The sequence below is a fragment of the Serratia sp. PL7 genome, assembly GCF_945957435.1.
Genome location: NZ_CAMFLB010000001.1, coordinates 1,626,479 through 1,641,753, shown reverse-complemented (window position 1 = coordinate 1,641,753; position 15,275 = coordinate 1,626,479). Strand labels below are relative to the sequence as shown.

Sequence of the window (15,275 nt, the reverse complement as noted above, 5' to 3'; positions counted from 1 at the left end):
GATGCAAAACGTCTGCGTTACAGCTTCGGCCCGGCGTTCACCAGCTTTTCGCCCGCCGGGGTGACGGTATATTTGGCGAAGTTATCGATAAAGCGCTGGGCCAGATCCTGCGCTTTCTCCTGCCACAGCGATTCGTCGGCGTAGGTTTTGCGCGGATCGAGAATCGACGGATCGACGCCCGGCAGCGCGGTCGGCACTGCCAGCCCGAAGATCGGCAGCGTGAAGGTCTCGGCCTGCTCAATGTCGCCATTCAGAATAGCGTCGATAATGCCGCGCGTATCTTTGATAGAAATACGTTTGCCGCTGCCGTTCCAGCCGGTGTTGACCAGGTAAGCCTGGGCGCCGGCGGCCTCCATGCGTTTCACCAGCACTTCGGCGTATTGCGTCGGGTGCAGCGTCAGGAACGCGGCGCCGAAGCAGGCGGAGAAGGTCGGCGTCGGGGCGGTGATGCCGCGCTCGGTGCCGGCCAGCTTGGCGGTGAAGCCGGACAGGAAGTGGTACTGGGTTTGCTCAGGCGTCAGGCGCGATACCGGCGGCAGTACGCCGAAGGCGTCGGCGGTCAGGAAGATGATCTTGCGCGCATGGCCGGCTTTGGACACCGGTTTGACGATGTTCTCGATGTGATAAATCGGATAGGAGACGCGGGTGTTCTCGGTTTTGCTGGCATCGTCGAAGTCGATGCTGCCGTCGGCCAGCACGGTGACGTTTTCCAGCAGCGCATCGCGGCGGATCGCCTGATAGATTTCCGGCTCCGCCTGCGGCGACAGCTTGATGGTCTTGGCGTAGCAGCCGCCTTCGAAGTTGAACACGCCGTCGTCGTCCCAGCCGTGCTCGTCATCGCCGATAAGCTGGCGTTTCGGATCTGTGGAGAGGGTGGTTTTGCCGGTGCCGGACAGCCCGAAGAACACCGCCACGTCGCCTTGCTCGCCGACGTTGGCCGAGCAGTGCATCGAGGCGATGCCCTTCAGCGGCAGCAGGTAGTTCATGATCGAGAACAGGCCTTTTTTCATTTCGCCGCCGTACCAGGTGCCGCCGATCAGCTGCATGCGTTCCGTCAGGTTGAAGGCGACGAAGTTCTCCGAATGCAGCCCTTGCTGCTGCCAGTCCGGGTTAGTGCATTTGGCGCCGTTCATTACCACGAAGTCCGGCTCGAAGTCCGCCAGTTCGGCGTCGCTTGGGCGGATAAACATGTTTTTCACGAAATGCGCCTGCCAGGCCACCTCGGTGATGAAGCGCACCTTCAGGCGCGTATCGGCGTTGGCGCCGCAGAACGCGTCCACCACGAACAGACGCTTGCCGGAGAGCTGGTTGCCCACCAGCGTCTTCAGATGCTGCCAGACTTCCGGCGAGAGCGGCTGGTTGTCGTTCTTGCCGGTGCCGTTGTCGGACCACCAGACGGTGTCGCGCGTGGTGTCGTCGCGCACGATGTATTTGTCTTTCGGCGAACGGCCGGTAAATTCGCCGGTCGCGACGTTGACCGCACCCAGTTGGGTGAGGGTGCCGCGTTCCAGCGGCGGCAGGTCGGCGCGGGTCTCTTCGGCGAACAGCAATTCGTAGCTGGGGTTATAGACGATATCGGCGGCCTGATGGATGCCGTAGCGAGCGAGAGTTTGTGGGGTAACAGCGCGTGAAGACATATTCTACTTCCTTATGAGTCATATTATGCCTCTTTCCCGAGCGGTGCCGCGCGCAGGATTAAGGTTCGGATCAAGCTGACCGGATTCAGCTACTGCGTTTCCGGTTCTTTATTAATAAATCAGGGGGCTTTTTCGCCCTCCTATAGCATAGCAGCGAATTTAAACCTGCTTACTTTAATTACAAAACGCTGACGATAATTAATTAAAACCAACCTTGGCGGAGGGTCACAATATTGAATTCCGTCGGTGTAATTTAGTTTTGCATTTTTATTTTTTATCATATCTTCAGGGCTGTCTACTGTTTTATTTCTTATTAGAAAAAGCGAAATCCACAATAGGATTTTTCGTAATCATTTGTTTTTGCTTGGCAATGGCGGGATGTTGCGCCAGGTGAATCTAACCGTACTGTACGCTTGTCAGCAGGGTGAATAATGAAACAGATAAATGCAGAACTGGCCTGTGATAAAAATACGGCATCGTCCGAATCCTCAGGATTAATTAATCAACTTCGTCAAATGGATATCGGCGCGGTACCGATCGCGTTGTTTATCACGATTTGCGCCATCGTGGCGATTTCTGCCTATGCCAACTTCCTGCCGAAAAATATGATCGGCGGCCTGGCAGTGATAATGACGCTGGGCTTTGCGCTGGCTCAGTTGGGAAAAAGCATTCCCGTGCTGCGCGATATCGGCGGGCCGGCCATTCTGTGTTTGATGGTGCCCTCGGTGCTGGTCTACTTCAACGTGTTCCAGCCCAACGTCATGGGCACCGTCCATCTGCTGATGAAAGACGCCAACCTGCTTTATTTCGTCATCGCCAGTCTGGTGGTCGGCAGCATTCTCGGCATGAACCGGGTGATCCTGATCCAGGGGATGATTCGCATGTTCGTGCCGCTGGTGGTGGGTACGATCACGGCGGTGATCACCGGGCTGCTGGTGGGCAAGCTGTTCGGCTTTACCTTCTATCACACCTTCTTCTTCATCATCGTGCCAATCATTGGTGGCGGCATCGGCGAGGGGATTTTACCGCTGTCGCTGGCCTATTCGGCGATCCTGGGCTCGACGCCGGACGTCTATGTCGCGCAGCTGGCGCCGGCGGCGGTGCTGGGTAACATCTTCGCCATCGTGACCGCCGGGGTGTTGGCGCGTATCGGCATGCAGCGCAAGGCGCTGAGCGGCGACGGCATGCTGATCCGTTCGGCGCAGGAGAACGCGATGTTCGCCATCAAGGAGCAAAGCGGCAACGTCGATTTCCAACTGATGGGCGGCGGGCTGCTGGTGATCTGCGCCTTCTTTATCGTCGGCGGCCTGTTCGAACACATCGTGCATATTCCCGGCCCGGTGCTGATGATCCTGTTCGCGGTGCTGTGCAAGTACTGCCGGGTGATCCCGGCCTCGATGGAAACCGGCGCGCACAGTTTCTACAAGTTCGTCTCCACGGCGCTGGTGTGGCCGCTGATGATCGGTCTGGGCATGTTGTACGTGCCGCTGGAAAGCGTGGTGGCAGTGTTCTCGGTCGGTTATGTGGTGGTCTGCGGCTCGGTGGTGCTGTCGATGGGGCTGGTCAGTTTCCTGATAGCGCCTTACCTGAAGATGTTCCCGGTGGAGGCGGCAATCGTCACCTGTTGTCACAGTGGCCTGGGCGGCACCGGCGATGTGGCGATCCTGTCGGCGTCGAACCGTATGGGGCTGATGCCATTCGCCCAAATCGCCACGCGCATTGGCGGCGCTTCCACGGTCATTGGCGCGACGCTGCTGCTCGGTTGGTTAGTCTGAGTCCAGAGTTTCTTATGGATAACCGGGGTTGGATTGCCCCGGTTTTTTTATGCGTTTTTTTTCGCTTATCGTGATAGTGCTGATTATTGCCTTGAGAATCATTCGCGTGGCGAAAATGTTTAGTCGTACTTTATCTGAGAAAATTCTGTACTCGGCAAAAATGTGTCTATTCTTTTCTTTTAAGGGATTATCGTTCTCATTCAGAGTGCCGAGGGAAGGCGCCAGCGCATTACCGATATCCCCGTATTGATTCAACACCGGGCCGCTGCCGTTCAGGCAATCCGCCAGTTGGGGCATCCCCCCGATTGAATTGACGAATATGGAGATAAGGTTATGTCATCAAGCAATGCTTCCGTTAAGGCCGAAGGCGTATTAGCCCTGTTGGGCGCTTATAAACCCGATGAAGACGACACCATTACCGTGCTTCATCCGTCGAAAACGTTCGAAAACGCCGGCCTGGAGCTGGTGCGCGGCGATCGCAGTTGGCACGACAAGGGCGTGACCGACACGCCGGTCTCTCTGACCTACAGCTTCTGGGAAAAGGCGCCGGGCAACATGTCGAGCATGGGCATCAGCGGCTTCAGCAGCTTTAACGCCGAACAGCGCGAGCAGGCTAAACTGTCGCTGCAGTCATGGTCAGACGTGGCTAACATCACCTTCACCGAAACCAGCAACACCGCCGCTGCCAACATCAAATTCGGCCTGTTCGACTACAGCTCGCGCGGCTCCTATGCCTTTGCGTATAACCCGGACACCTCGCCTTCGGTCGCCGGGCAAACCTGGTATAACGCCAAGAACCATACCTTCGTCAACAACCAGATCCATGAGAACGAGTACGGTCGCCAGACCTTCACCCATGAAATCGGCCATGCGCTGGGGTTGCAGCATCCGGGCGACTATAACGCCGCGCCGGGCGTCAGCATCACCTACGCTAAAGACGCGACCTACTTTGAGGACAGCCGCGCGCACAGCCTGATGAGCTATTTCAGCGAAAGTAACACCGGGCAGGACTTTAAAGGCGCGTACTCTTCCGGGCCGTTGCTCAACGACATCACGGCGATCCAGCATTTCTACGGTGCCAACATGAACACCCGCACCGGCGATACGGTTTACGGATTCAATTCCAACACCGATCGCGACTTCCTCACCGCCACCGGCGCGCAGGACAAGATAATTTTCACCGCCTGGGATGCCGGCGGCAACGACACCTTCGACTTCTCCGGCTTCGGTCAAAATCAGCGCATCAACCTGAATGAAAAGGCGTTCTCGGACGTTGGTGGCCTGAAAGGCAATGTGTCTATCGCCGCAGGCGTGACGATTGAAAATGCCATCGGCGGGTCGGGTAACGATGTGCTGGTCGGGAACGCCGCCGATAACGTGCTCAAGGGCGGCGCGGGCGATGACGTGCTGTACGGCGGCAAAGGGGCGGATCAGCTGTGGGGCGGTGCCGGCAAGGACACCTTCGTCTACTTTGCGGCGGATGAGTCGACGGCGGCGGCGCCGGATTGGATCCGCGACTTCGTGCGCGGCGAGGACAAGATCGATCTGACGTTGTTCAACACCGGCAGCGCCGACGGCATCCGCTTCGTCGATCAGTTCAGCGGCAAGGCGGGCGAGGCGAAGCTGAGCTACGATGAGCAAAATCACGTCAGCGATGTGGCGATCAACCTGGGCGGCGCCTTTGACGGCAACGACTTCCTGGTGAAAGTGGTGGGGCAGCCGCTGGATGCCGGCGATTTCGTGTTGGCGTAATGCAGGCAACAAAAATAGGGCGTTTTGGGCAAAAACCCGACAATTCCTATTAATTACGTCATATTAGCGTGACATAGTAGCGCGCAGAAGGCCGGGCTTGCATACCTCGGGCTTCTGTCGAATCGCCAACCTTTTCGGTTGGCGATTCATTTTCCGCCTTTCAGCATGTTGATGGCGGCGCCGAGTAGGATGCGCCGTTCGATATCGTTGCTGTCCGCCAACTGCCGCGCCAGATGTTTTTCCAGCGTTTCCACCGACAGCGCTTCACCGCGATGGCGCAGCTGCATCACGCCGTCGCCGATCAGGCGTGCGACCTCATCCCATACGGGTTTAATCTCCTGTTCCGAGAACGTCATGGTCTACACCTCGGTGGGTTGATTTTTGCCCAATGTAACAGCTGAACTGCGGCTTCGCTACCCGCCGCCTAAAACAGGAAGCATAAAAAACAAGCCATCAGTATTTCTTCTGGTTTTTACGCTCAATACTGACGGTGTCGAAAAGCAGGAGAAAACATCATGAACTGGGTCGAAACCTTGGCGGAGTACTACCGCCTGAGCCGCACGGGTGAAACGCAGCATTGGCTGTGTCGCCGCTGGTTGCTTCAGGGGGAGGCGCGTTTGGCCTATTTGCAGGAGTTGCTGGAGCCGACCGCGCCACGGCGGCGATGAACAGGGCGCCGGCGTTCGGCCGGCGTCGTCTCGCGGCATTAACCGAAGGCGATCGCCGCCCAACGCAACAGCAGCAACGCCAGGCAGATCAGCAGCAGCACCACGACCATTTTACTGAGCTTGTTGCCCATGCGTTTTGTTGCCACGTTGCGCCCCTTTTAGCTGAAATACCACCCGCCGGCGAGGGTGATGAGGACAAGCGTCACTAACGCGACGCCGTTGAGTAAATCGCTGAAGGTATCGTCAGCATCGATGTCATTTTGCTGCATGTTACCGCCTGGCAGTCGCCATTGGGTGAATAATGTTCACAGTATGCGCCCGGCAGCGCGGCAGGCACAGCGAAGAAAGGTAAAAACGCGTAAAAGTGGCGCTGGCAAAACGCGCAGTCGCGCTTGCGACGGATGCAGACGGCCGGCAATACGTTGTACTATCCTGTCTGCATTGATGCATTTTTCCTAAAGGTATAATCATGGCGACGGCAATTCCACAGAAATACGAGCACCTTGAGCGCTGGGCGTTCGGCGATACCGAGCAGCAGGCCGATGAAGTCGTGCAATTGATCCTCAATGGCACCAAAACGGCCACCTGTTCTAACCTGGACGGCGAAGGGATCCCACAGGCCGGCGATCTGTTCCTGGTGGTGGACGGCAAGGGTGAGCCGGTTTGCGCAGTCGAGTTGACCGCGGTGGAAATGAAAACTTACGATCAGGTTGATGAAGCGCACGCCTTTGCCGAAGGCGAGGGCGATCGCTCGCTGGCGCACTGGCGCAAAGAGCTGCAGCGCTTCTTCGAAGAGTATGACCTGTTCTCGCCGGACATGACGCTGGTGCTGATGAATTTCAAAGTCGTCGACAAATTTTAATCTTATGCGCGCCGTTCCCTACGAGTGCCAGTGGGCGAGCCCGGAGCTGGCCGCCGATCTGATCGCCGGCCGCGCGACGCTGGCGCAAGACGAAAATTGGGCACGCAGCGGCGCCCGCGATCGGGCAGAGTACGTCGAGTGGGCCAACCACGTGTGCGGCATGGCCTGCCTGAAAATGGTGCTGGGCCACCGCGACGGTGAAGCGCCGCCGCTGCTGGAGCTGGCGCGCCGCAGCCTGCCCTACGGCGCCTATGTACGCGAAGGTGAGCGGATAAAGGGGCTGATTTATGCGCCGTTCGTCGAGTATGTGCGCGAGCAGTTCGCGCTGCAAGCGGAGGTGAAGGTGGGGCTAGAGGCCGCCGAGGTGCCGGCGCTGCTTCATGAATGCCGCTACTTTATCGCCTCGGTGCATCCCTCCATTCGCCGGCCGGAGAGTACGCCGCCGCAGCGGGGCGGGCATCTGGTGCTGATCACCGCCGCCGATGCGCAAAGCGTGATCTTCCACAATCCTTCGGGCGACAGCCCGGCGACGCGCGAGCGGGTGCACCTGCCGCTCAGCCGCTTCGCCCCTTTCTTTGCCGGCCGCGGCATCGCCATCGCATAAAAAAACGCGCTGTTTCCGATGAAAACAGCGCGTCGTCAGCAGTTCTGATGCATTTTCATGCCAGCCGCATCACCCAGGCGTCCGCTTGCCGATCGTTGTGTTGCTTGTACAGCAGCGACTGTTTGCCGTCGAGGATGGCCGGGATGCTGGTATGTTCATCCCAGCCGTCCAGCTGCATGCACAGATCCGGATCGGACTTGCAGGGAATGCTCAGGGTGCCGGTGCGGTCGACGCCGGCGTGAAGATGCGCGTCATCGACCTCGAAGCTGCCAATTTTTACGACGGTTTTGCTCATGGGAACTCCTTGCTCAATGGTGTGGTAGGAGGTTAGACCAGTTTGGCCATTGGTAAGAGCATAGCCAAATGAGCAAAAAATGCCACATAAAAATTACATTTTGGAAACAATTTCCACGCCAGCAAAACACAACGCCTAGTACTCCACCACAAAACTGAGCGTGTCCTGATAGCTGCCGACCGCCACTTCCGTCTGCGCCGCATTGACCGCCGCCTTATACGGGATGCTTTGCGCCAGGCCGGTGCCGGCGCCGCTCTGTTTGTTGGTGCTATCCCAAACGGTCGTCGTATTAGGCAAGTAAATCTGGTACTGCATGAAATTACTGGTACCGCTTTTCATGCGTCGCCAACCGGAAACCGGGTTATTGCCGTTGGTGAAATAGGTGTTGTATCCCTCGGTTTTGGTGCAGGTCAGGGTGATGCTCTGATTGACAGGATTGAACTGCCCGACCAACGCCATGCTGCCGAAGTTGACGTTGGGCGCGGTGCCGATCAGGCAGTCTTTGGTGATGGTGACGCTGACGCTGACCGTGCTGGGTTTGTCGACGCCGTCCCACCAAACGCACAGGCCGAGCACGCCCAGGCCGCAAATATGGTAATTCCAGATCAGGTTGATGCTGTCGGTATAGGTGCCTGCGCGCACGTTGGCGCCGGCGGTGGTTTTGATATACAGCGGAAAGTTGACGTTGGAGGAAATCAGGATCAGCGACAGCAGGTTCAGCGAGCTGTAGTCGATGGTTTGGCCGATGCTGTAAGGATATTGGTAGTTGGCGTCGGGGTAGATCAGGTAAGCGATTTTATCGCCGGAACCGTCGGTGTTGGCAACCGCCATATTGTTGGTGGTGGAGGCGATCTTGACCGTGACGGTGTTTTGCGTGAGCAAATTGAGGCCGAGGCCGGTGCAGTTGAGGCCGGCGGTGCCCTGGGCGTTGATCTGCCCATTGTAGACCACGAAAGAGCTGCTCCCCGGTAAGGTGACGGTGCCGTTGGTGGTGGCGCAGTCGGCGAATGCGCGCTGACAGAGCAGCAGCGAAAGGGTTAACAATAAGGCTTTCAATCCCCGAAACATAGTGACTCTCCGTCGTTGAATTAGCGGCAGACAACCGGGCCGACGCGCTGGATGCCCTGAGGCTTCGCCAGACTGAATTCCGCCTGGCACGGCGGGCCGCCGTCGGCCGGGATCACGCTCAGGCGATTGTGTTGTTGCACCGGGTCGATATAGGTCATGCCATCCCAACCGACATAGCTTTGCTGATGGCCGCCAACCACCGCCACCTGGCTGCCGTTGGCCAGCGGTTTGCCTTGCTCGTCAACCAGTTCGACGTCGGCGGCGGAGATGGGTTGGATGGGGAACTCGACCAGAAAACCGCTGTGATCGCGAATGGCGACGGTTTTTTCCACCGTCGGCAGCGCGACGTCGGCGGGCAGGCTGAGCGGATCAATCTGGAATTTCGCATGGTAGTAAGAGGTGACGGTCGGCACCAGTAAATAGCCCTGGGCATCGGTCTTGCCGATCGGCTGGTTCTCATAGCTCACCGGAATGTCGGCGTATCCTTGCGTGGACACCAGCGCAAAGGCATCGTTGATGGTGTTGGTGGCATACACGCCGCCGTTCATCGCCACCAGCGAACCGCTGATTTCTCCCCAGTGGTTGGTTTCATCACGGGTACCGTATACGCCCGCTCGGGCTTCGAGCCTGCGGGTGCGCCAGGTCAGATCCGCCTGGCGGTAATCGCCGCCGCTCGGGTTATTGGCGTAGGCCAGATTCCAACCGAAACCGCCATCAGTCGGCGCGGCGCGGCTGTAACTGACGCGTTCGCTCCAGCGGTTGTTGTTGTCGCGCGCGGCGCTGAAGCTGGCGGTACCCCAACTGTCGAACGGAATGGAGAGCTGCAGTTGGGCACTGTAACCGCTGCTGCCGATTTCCCGGTTCAGCGAGGCGTACAGGCTGCTGTTGCGCCAAAGCGACACACTGTAGGACAGGTTCATCAGGCGAGTTCGTTGGGCGATGGCGTCGCGTACGTCAAAATAACCGGCGCCGAGGCTGCCGAGCCGGTCCAGGCTGACGCTGCCGGTCAATTGATCGGTGCGGCGGCTCAGACGGTAGTCGCTTTTATACACGGAAATGTCGCCAAAATCGGCGCTGCGCAGGATACGTTGCGCGTTGAGGCTGAAGCGTGAGTTGCTGTAGGTGTAGCCAAAACTGCTCTGATCGCCGTGGTTGCCGGTGTAGCGATAGACGGGCTGGGGATCCGGCTGTTGCAACGGCCTGCCGGTCAGCGGGTCATAATACGTGGGGGATTGTATCGGCCGGCCACCGTTAAACGCTTCGTCGCCGGCCTGGCTGACGCTGTAGGACGCGTTGAAAACCCCCCATTGCCCGACGCGAATGTCGGCGCCGCCGCCGCCGACCGCCAATTCGGCTGCGCCTTCGGCACGTCCTTCCAGGGTTAACCAATCAGTGACGCCGTAACGTAAGCTGGCGCTACCAACCCATTGCCCGTAATCGGCAGAATTCAACCCGTAGTTGCGCCGCAGCAAACCGGTGGAAACGCTGAAATCGCTCATGCCGGTCTGCAGCAGGTTGCTGGCCACGTAGAACGGCACCGTGGTGCTGACCTGACGGCCGAGGGCGTCGGTGGTGACGACCGTGGCCTGACCCGCGCCGTTAATGTAGGGCACGCTGTTGAGGGTAAACGGCCCGGGATTGATGTTGGTGGTGCTGTTTTTATAGCTGTTGATGTATAAATCGACGCTGCTGGGCAATGCTGCCTGGCCGGAAAATTGCGGTAGCGGATAGGTGATAAGATCCGGGCGTACCGCGAAATTGCGCGCCAATTGCAAGCCGCCGATGCGCACGGCGCTGCTCCAGGGGAGCGAGCCGGTGGTTAGGTCACCGGCGATCACACTCAGCATCCGCTGGTCATCGTTGAAGCGCCAGTAGCTGTCGTATCGAATATAGCGGCCGCCATCGTCGTTTGGCCCGCCGTTAAACCCGCTGCGGTAGATGCCGGTGTTGGCGATGACGCCGAAACCGTCGAACAGCCGCTGTTCGCTCCACGCCGACAGGTAGCCTGGTCGGCCATTGCCGTTGCTTTGGCTGGCATAGATGTCGTAGTTAAACAGCAAACCCAGGCTGCTTTGCGCCGGCAAGCGTTGCAGCGGTGAATGGGCGCCGATGGTTTGCTGCGGCAACCAGTCGTTGGGCACGTTGATCAGCAACTGCTGGCTCTCGCCGCTGTAGCTGACATCCACCTTCTCCAGCCGATCGACGGCGATGTCTTTCGCCTGTTTATCCGCTACCGGCAGCCCGGCGTCGAGCAGTTGCTGGGGCGTCATGTAGTAATGGCCGCCGCGATAGTTGACTGGCACGACGTTGCCGGTTTGGCGCCCGTTGACGACCGGCTCCAGATACAGCGTGGTGTCCGGCATGCTGACGGCACTGGGCGGTGGGGGCAGATCGTCGCCGAACGCAAACGGCAGCCAGCCGCCGGCCGCCATGCTCAGCATGGCAAACGCCAGCGGCTTGAGGTTGAAACGCCGCGTCGATAGCCTCTCTATCGGCTGCACCTGGGCCTCAATAAGACGGAATGGCTACGGGCTGTTTGTTGTCATTGACCGTGGCCATCAGCTTGCCGCTGCTGAAACCGCCGGCGGGCGGCAAAGCGAAGCGCATCTGTGAACCGGGCAGCACGTATCCCATCAGGCCGGGATTTAGGCTGCGCCCTTGCAGCGTCACTTTCGAGATTCGGGCATGCACTGCGCCTTGATTTCGCACCTCCAGCCAGCGTTCGCTGCTTTGCTGCTGTAAACGATAGCTGAGCTTGGGTTGGCTGGCGGTCGCGTAATCGCGCGGTTTTTCACTGTCCTGTTTGGTCCAAATCCCCTTGCCGCTGACGAACAGCGGCACCGAGTAGCGCATCTGGAATTTCAGCCCCATCTCTGCACCGCCGGGGGCGGCATCCGATGATTGTTCTTTCACCGGCACTTCATCGACCAAAATGCGATAGGCGCGCTCCTGTCCCGCCGCCGGCGCCGACTGTTTGATCAGGCGTATCAGCTGGCGTTTGCCTGGCGCGATCGACGCCACCGGCGGACTGGCGATCACGTCGCTTTGGTTGCTGTAATCGTCTTTGCCGGCGGTTTGCTTCCAACCCAACACGCGAATTTGCATATAGACCGGTTTGCTGTCGCGATTTTCAAGCCACAGCGCGGTGGCCTGTTGTTGATCTTCAATCACCGGATCGATCGGCCAAATGAGAATGGAAGCCGCGGCCAGGGCGTGCTGTTGGCTTGCCAGGAGCAAGGCTGCCGTTAACGGCAGACGGAAGGGTATGCGCATAACTCAATCCTTATTGCAAAAAAAACTTAATAAGTGACCGTCAACAAGACCGTATCGCTGTAAACGCCACTGGTGGGCAGGGTACTGGTCGAAAACAGACGGGCGTAAACCTTGATTTCTTGCGTGCTACCGGTGGCGGCGACGGTCTGCGCCGCGCCGCCGTTAGCGCCATCGCCCCAAAGGGTGGCGTAGTTGCTGTCTTGATAAAGTTGATACAGCAGCGTTTCCGACGTGATAGCGTTTTGTAATTTTCTGCCGCCGGCGATGGATCCGGTCACGTGATTGCCGACGCCGAGGGCCAGCGTGACGCTCAGCCCCGGGTTGCAGCGAAACAGCACCGAACCGGCGCCGCTGCTGGAGACGACGCTGACTGCGTTGCTCAGTGAGGACAACTGGCCGAAGTTCAGGGTGCCGAAGGTGGTCACGTCACTGACGCCGCTGCCCAATACGCAGCCTTTAACCACGGTTGCATTGACGGTGAACGGCTGGCTTTTGGTTAAGTCGTTGACGCCGGTATCGCTTTGGGCCGGGGAAAGCGGCAGGCAGAATAGCAAACCGCAAATTGAAGCGCGCATCGTCATTACCAATTGATCGTGACCTGTACCGTATCGGTGTAGCTGCCTGTCGGAGGTGTGGATTGCGCCGGAATCATGCCATAGACCGGCAGCCAGTTGTCCGAACCGTTGGCGGTTTGTGACACGCCCGTCAGATTATCCCAAATGGTGCTGTGAGCGGCGTTGGTATACAGGTTGTAATTCACCCGTTGGCCGGCCGCGCTTTGCAGGTAGCGGGCAGCGGTATTGCCGCTTTGCCCGCCGCCAAGCAGAACGCTGTAGCTGGTGCCGTTGGTGCATTTCACCCGAATGGCGCCGGCGTTTTGTTGCCCGGCGACGCTGGTTGCGGTGCTGAGAAAATACAGCGTGCCGAAATTCAGCGTGCCGAAGCTGACATTGCCGCCTGAGCTGCTGCCGGCCTCACAGGCGCTGAGCAAGGTCGCGCTGACGCCGAGGGTCGCGGTTTTACTGTCGGCCTGCGCCAACAGGCTGCACGCCCATAATCCGCAGCAGCAAAGCGCGCGCCGCACCGTTACCAGGTGACCGTCATCGTGACGGTGTCGTTATAGGTGTCTGCCGCCGGGGTAGAACCGGCCGCCGGGACGCGGCCATACACGATCAGCGGAACGGCGGCGCCGGTGCCGGTGCCGGTCCGCGCGTTGGCGCCGCTGCCCCAGGCGGTGGTGCGTGCGGCATCCTGGTACAGGTTATAGCTGATGAAGGCACCTGCCGTGCTGGCCATGCGGCGTTGGGTGCCTGAAGTGACATGGAGCCCGTTGTCCAGCGCCACCGTGTAGTCTGTGCCGGTAGTGCAGGTCAATGACAGCGTACCGGCCCCCCCTGCGCCGGTGGCGCTGGCGTCGATGATGTTGGCCAGTGAAGAGTAAGTACCGAAGCTGATGGAGCCGAAGTCGTTGACGGAACCGCTGCTGCTGCCGCCCCCCACGACGCAACCGGCGCCGATGGTCAGCGTCACGCCTAACGTGCCTTGAATGGTGCCTGCTGCGTTAGCCGCGCCGTTGGCGCACAGCAGGGTTGCTACCGAGGTCAATGCCATCAGAGTTTTTTTCATCTTAATTCCTTGCCGTATGAGAGAAAGCCCGCAAAGACGCCACCCAGAGGTGAGTTGAACGTATTCATTTAGCTGCACTTTAATTAATAGAATAAGAATCGGGAATTGTCTTGATGAAAACGAGAAACTTTTTATTCTCATTCCCCCGGTTGACGGGGCTTGTAGGCGAGGTATACCGATAAAGTGAAATGATTAGAATAATAACGAACGGCGATGGGAATATTATTAGCGTTATTTTATTGCCGGGGAATTTCATTCCCCGGCGCGGTATCGTTTACAGGTGGAAATCCAGCACGCCGTCGCGCACCAGTTCGCGCGGCAGGTTATTCTTTATGCGGCTGCCGATGCGTTTGGCGATGCCCAGCGGTTGCCCCTGATAGGTGACGATGCACTCGTCGCCCGCCGGCGGCTGCTCAGGGTAGAGATCGCGGCCGTGATACCACTCCTGGGCCAGCGCGGCGTCCAGCTCGAAATGCTGTTTGCCGCCGGCACCCGCGAGGGCGATCGCCGCTTCGTGCTGCCAACGGAAACCTTTCGGGAAGCGCTCCGCCAGCTTGAGGCCGATACGCGAGAAGCGCACTTTGCCAAACAGCGGCTCCAGCTCGGCCGGGAAGAGCCAGATTTCCTTGTCGCGCTCCCACAGCCTGCTGTCATCGCCCCAGGTTAAGCCGGATGCGGCGGCGGCTTGGGCGACCAGCGCCGCCTCTTTGCCGGATAGCGGGCTGAACGGGAATTTACCGACTTTATAGGTCGGCTTCGCCAACGGCGCCACGGCGTGTTTTTTACGCAGGCGGGCGACGAAAAACCCTTCGCTGTCGTAAATCTGCGGGAAGACGTGCAGGAAGCCTTCGGCGGTCAACGCCTTGTCGGCGCCGGGGAACAGCTCACCCAGCGGCTCGACGCTGACTGCGTCGCCATAGGTATCCAGCAGCCAGCGCACCACCTGCTGATTTTCCTGAGCATTGAGCGTGCAGGTGGAATAAACCATCACGCCGCTCGGTGCCAGCGCATGAAACGCGCTGTCGATCAGCTCGCGCTGGGTGGCGGCGATCTCGGCGACGCTGTCCGGCGACCAGTTGCTCATGGCGTCCGGATCCTTGCGCACCACACCTTCGCCGGAACAGGGGGCGTCGAGCAGAATGGCGTCGAAACTCTCCGGCAATGCAGCGCCGAACACCCGGCCATCGAAGTGGGTCAGCGCGGTGTTCTTCACGCCGCAGCGGCTGATATTGGCGTGCAGCACTTTCACCCGGCTGGCGGAGTATTCGTTGGCGACGATGCCGCCCTGGTTGCCCATCAACGCGGCGATCTGGGTGGTTTTGGAGCCCGGCGCCGCCGCCACGTCCAGCACTCGAGTAGGCGCCGCGTCGCCCGAGAACAGCGCGCTGACCGGCAACATCGAGCTGGCCTCCTGAATATAGAACAGACCGCTCAGGTGTTCGGCGGCGCTGCCTAATCGCAGCTCTTCATCGTCGCGCTCGATCCAGAACCCTTCCGCGCACCAGGGAATGGGCTCCAATCGCCAGTCGTAATCCTGCACCAGCGCCAGGAAGTCGGCGACGCTGATTTTCAGCGTGTTGACGCGCAGACTGCGGCGCAGGGGGCGCTGGCAAGCGGCGATAAAATCGTCCATCGCCAGCTCGGCGGGCATGATGGCGCGGGTGGCGTCGAGGAAAGCGGGGGGCAGAAAAACGGCGGTGGATTTGGCCACGGGG

The 15,275-nt window shown here is 59.2% G+C and carries 17 protein-coding genes; 5 read left to right on the top strand and 12 right to left on the bottom strand.

Features of this window, described 5'->3' with window-relative positions; genetic code table 11:
* Positions 1 to 17: 17 nt before the first annotated feature.
* Positions 18 to 1,637: a phosphoenolpyruvate carboxykinase (ATP) gene (gene pckA / locus N6G83_RS07795; RefSeq protein WP_016928019.1), complete on the bottom strand. Its 1,620-nt coding sequence runs from the start codon at positions 1,635 to 1,637 to the stop codon at positions 18 to 20.
* Between the two features lie 431 nt (positions 1,638 to 2,068).
* Here pckA and N6G83_RS07790 point away from each other — a divergent pair, with 431 nt between their 5' ends.
* On the top strand, positions 2,069 to 3,412 hold the full coding sequence (locus tag N6G83_RS07790; RefSeq protein ID WP_049295452.1) for a 2-hydroxycarboxylate transporter family protein: 1,344 nt from the start codon (positions 2,069 to 2,071) through the stop codon (positions 3,410 to 3,412).
* A 12-nt stretch (positions 3,413 to 3,424) separates the two neighbouring features.
* Here N6G83_RS07790 and N6G83_RS07785 read toward each other — a convergent pair whose 3' ends face one another.
* Positions 3,425 to 3,709 carry a hypothetical protein gene (locus N6G83_RS07785; RefSeq protein ID WP_260515077.1) on the bottom strand — a complete coding sequence of 95 codons (285 nt, stop codon included), beginning with the start codon at positions 3,707 to 3,709 and terminating at the stop codon, positions 3,425 to 3,427.
* 36 nt (positions 3,710 to 3,745) lie between these two features.
* Here N6G83_RS07785 and N6G83_RS07780 point away from each other — a divergent pair, with 36 nt between their 5' ends.
* Positions 3,746 to 5,164 carry a serralysin family metalloprotease gene (locus N6G83_RS07780; RefSeq protein ID WP_025302576.1) on the top strand — a complete coding sequence of 473 codons (1,419 nt, stop codon included), beginning with the start codon at positions 3,746 to 3,748 and terminating at the stop codon, positions 5,162 to 5,164.
* A 146-nt stretch (positions 5,165 to 5,310) separates the two neighbouring features.
* Here the strand turns inward: N6G83_RS07780 and N6G83_RS07775 are convergent, their stop codons facing one another.
* Entirely contained in the window at positions 5,311 to 5,520 is a 210-nt protein-coding gene (locus N6G83_RS07775) for a hypothetical protein (RefSeq protein WP_004931526.1), read from the bottom strand.
* A 159-nt stretch (positions 5,521 to 5,679) separates the two neighbouring features.
* Here N6G83_RS07775 and N6G83_RS07770 point away from each other — a divergent pair, with 159 nt between their 5' ends.
* The gene (locus tag N6G83_RS07770; protein ID WP_162837925.1) at positions 5,680 to 5,832 is read left to right on the top strand and encodes a hypothetical protein; all 153 of its coding nucleotides are present in this window, start codon (positions 5,680 to 5,682) and stop codon (positions 5,830 to 5,832) included.
* A 38-nt stretch (positions 5,833 to 5,870) separates the two neighbouring features.
* Here the strand turns inward: N6G83_RS07770 and yniD are convergent, their stop codons facing one another.
* Positions 5,871 to 5,963, bottom strand: coding sequence for a small membrane protein YniD (gene yniD / locus N6G83_RS07765; protein WP_016928013.1), 93 nt, complete (start codon positions 5,961 to 5,963; stop codon positions 5,871 to 5,873).
* Positions 5,964 to 6,301: 338 nt separating this feature from the next.
* Between yniD and N6G83_RS07760 the strand changes: the two genes are divergently transcribed.
* On the top strand, positions 6,302 to 6,694 hold the full coding sequence (locus N6G83_RS07760; RefSeq protein ID WP_004931522.1) for an ASCH domain-containing protein: 393 nt from the start codon (positions 6,302 to 6,304) through the stop codon (positions 6,692 to 6,694).
* A 4-nt stretch (positions 6,695 to 6,698) separates the two neighbouring features.
* Positions 6,699 to 7,298 carry a C39 family peptidase gene (locus N6G83_RS07755; protein WP_025302577.1) on the top strand — a complete coding sequence of 200 codons (600 nt, stop codon included), beginning with the start codon at positions 6,699 to 6,701 and terminating at the stop codon, positions 7,296 to 7,298.
* A gap of 55 nt (positions 7,299 to 7,353) precedes the next feature.
* Here N6G83_RS07755 and N6G83_RS07750 read toward each other — a convergent pair whose 3' ends face one another.
* The 8 genes from N6G83_RS07750 to rsmF form a co-directional block, all read right to left on the bottom strand.
* Positions 7,354 to 7,593 (bottom strand): YebV family protein, encoded by a 240-nt coding sequence (locus tag N6G83_RS07750; RefSeq protein WP_260515075.1) that lies wholly within the window; start codon positions 7,591 to 7,593, stop codon positions 7,354 to 7,356.
* Positions 7,594 to 7,728: 135 nt separating this feature from the next.
* Positions 7,729 to 8,661 carry a spore coat protein U domain-containing protein gene (locus N6G83_RS07745; protein WP_025302579.1) on the bottom strand — a complete coding sequence of 311 codons (933 nt, stop codon included), beginning with the start codon at positions 8,659 to 8,661 and terminating at the stop codon, positions 7,729 to 7,731.
* A gap of 20 nt (positions 8,662 to 8,681) precedes the next feature.
* Entirely contained in the window at positions 8,682 to 11,102 is a 2,421-nt protein-coding gene (locus tag N6G83_RS07740; RefSeq protein ID WP_226905854.1) for a fimbria/pilus outer membrane usher protein, read from the bottom strand.
* A gap of 67 nt (positions 11,103 to 11,169) precedes the next feature.
* Entirely contained in the window at positions 11,170 to 11,934 is a 765-nt protein-coding gene (locus N6G83_RS07735; RefSeq protein WP_025302581.1) for a molecular chaperone, read from the bottom strand.
* Between the two features lie 26 nt (positions 11,935 to 11,960).
* On the bottom strand, positions 11,961 to 12,515 hold the full coding sequence (locus N6G83_RS07730) for a spore coat U domain-containing protein (RefSeq protein WP_099817348.1): 555 nt from the start codon (positions 12,513 to 12,515) through the stop codon (positions 11,961 to 11,963).
* The gene (locus tag N6G83_RS07725; protein ID WP_025302583.1) at positions 12,515 to 13,018 is read right to left on the bottom strand and encodes a spore coat U domain-containing protein; all 504 of its coding nucleotides are present in this window, start codon (positions 13,016 to 13,018) and stop codon (positions 12,515 to 12,517) included. The genes N6G83_RS07730 and N6G83_RS07725 overlap by 1 nt, the downstream gene beginning before the upstream one ends.
* A gap of 2 nt (positions 13,019 to 13,020) precedes the next feature.
* A complete protein-coding gene (locus tag N6G83_RS07720; protein WP_016928005.1) occupies positions 13,021 to 13,560 on the bottom strand; it encodes a spore coat U domain-containing protein in 540 nt (179 codons plus the stop codon).
* Between the two features lie 274 nt (positions 13,561 to 13,834).
* Positions 13,835 to 15,271 carry a 16S rRNA (cytosine(1407)-C(5))-methyltransferase RsmF gene (gene rsmF, locus N6G83_RS07715; RefSeq protein ID WP_197759549.1) on the bottom strand — a complete coding sequence of 479 codons (1,437 nt, stop codon included), beginning with the start codon at positions 15,269 to 15,271 and terminating at the stop codon, positions 13,835 to 13,837.
* Positions 15,272 to 15,275 lie beyond the last annotated feature (4 nt).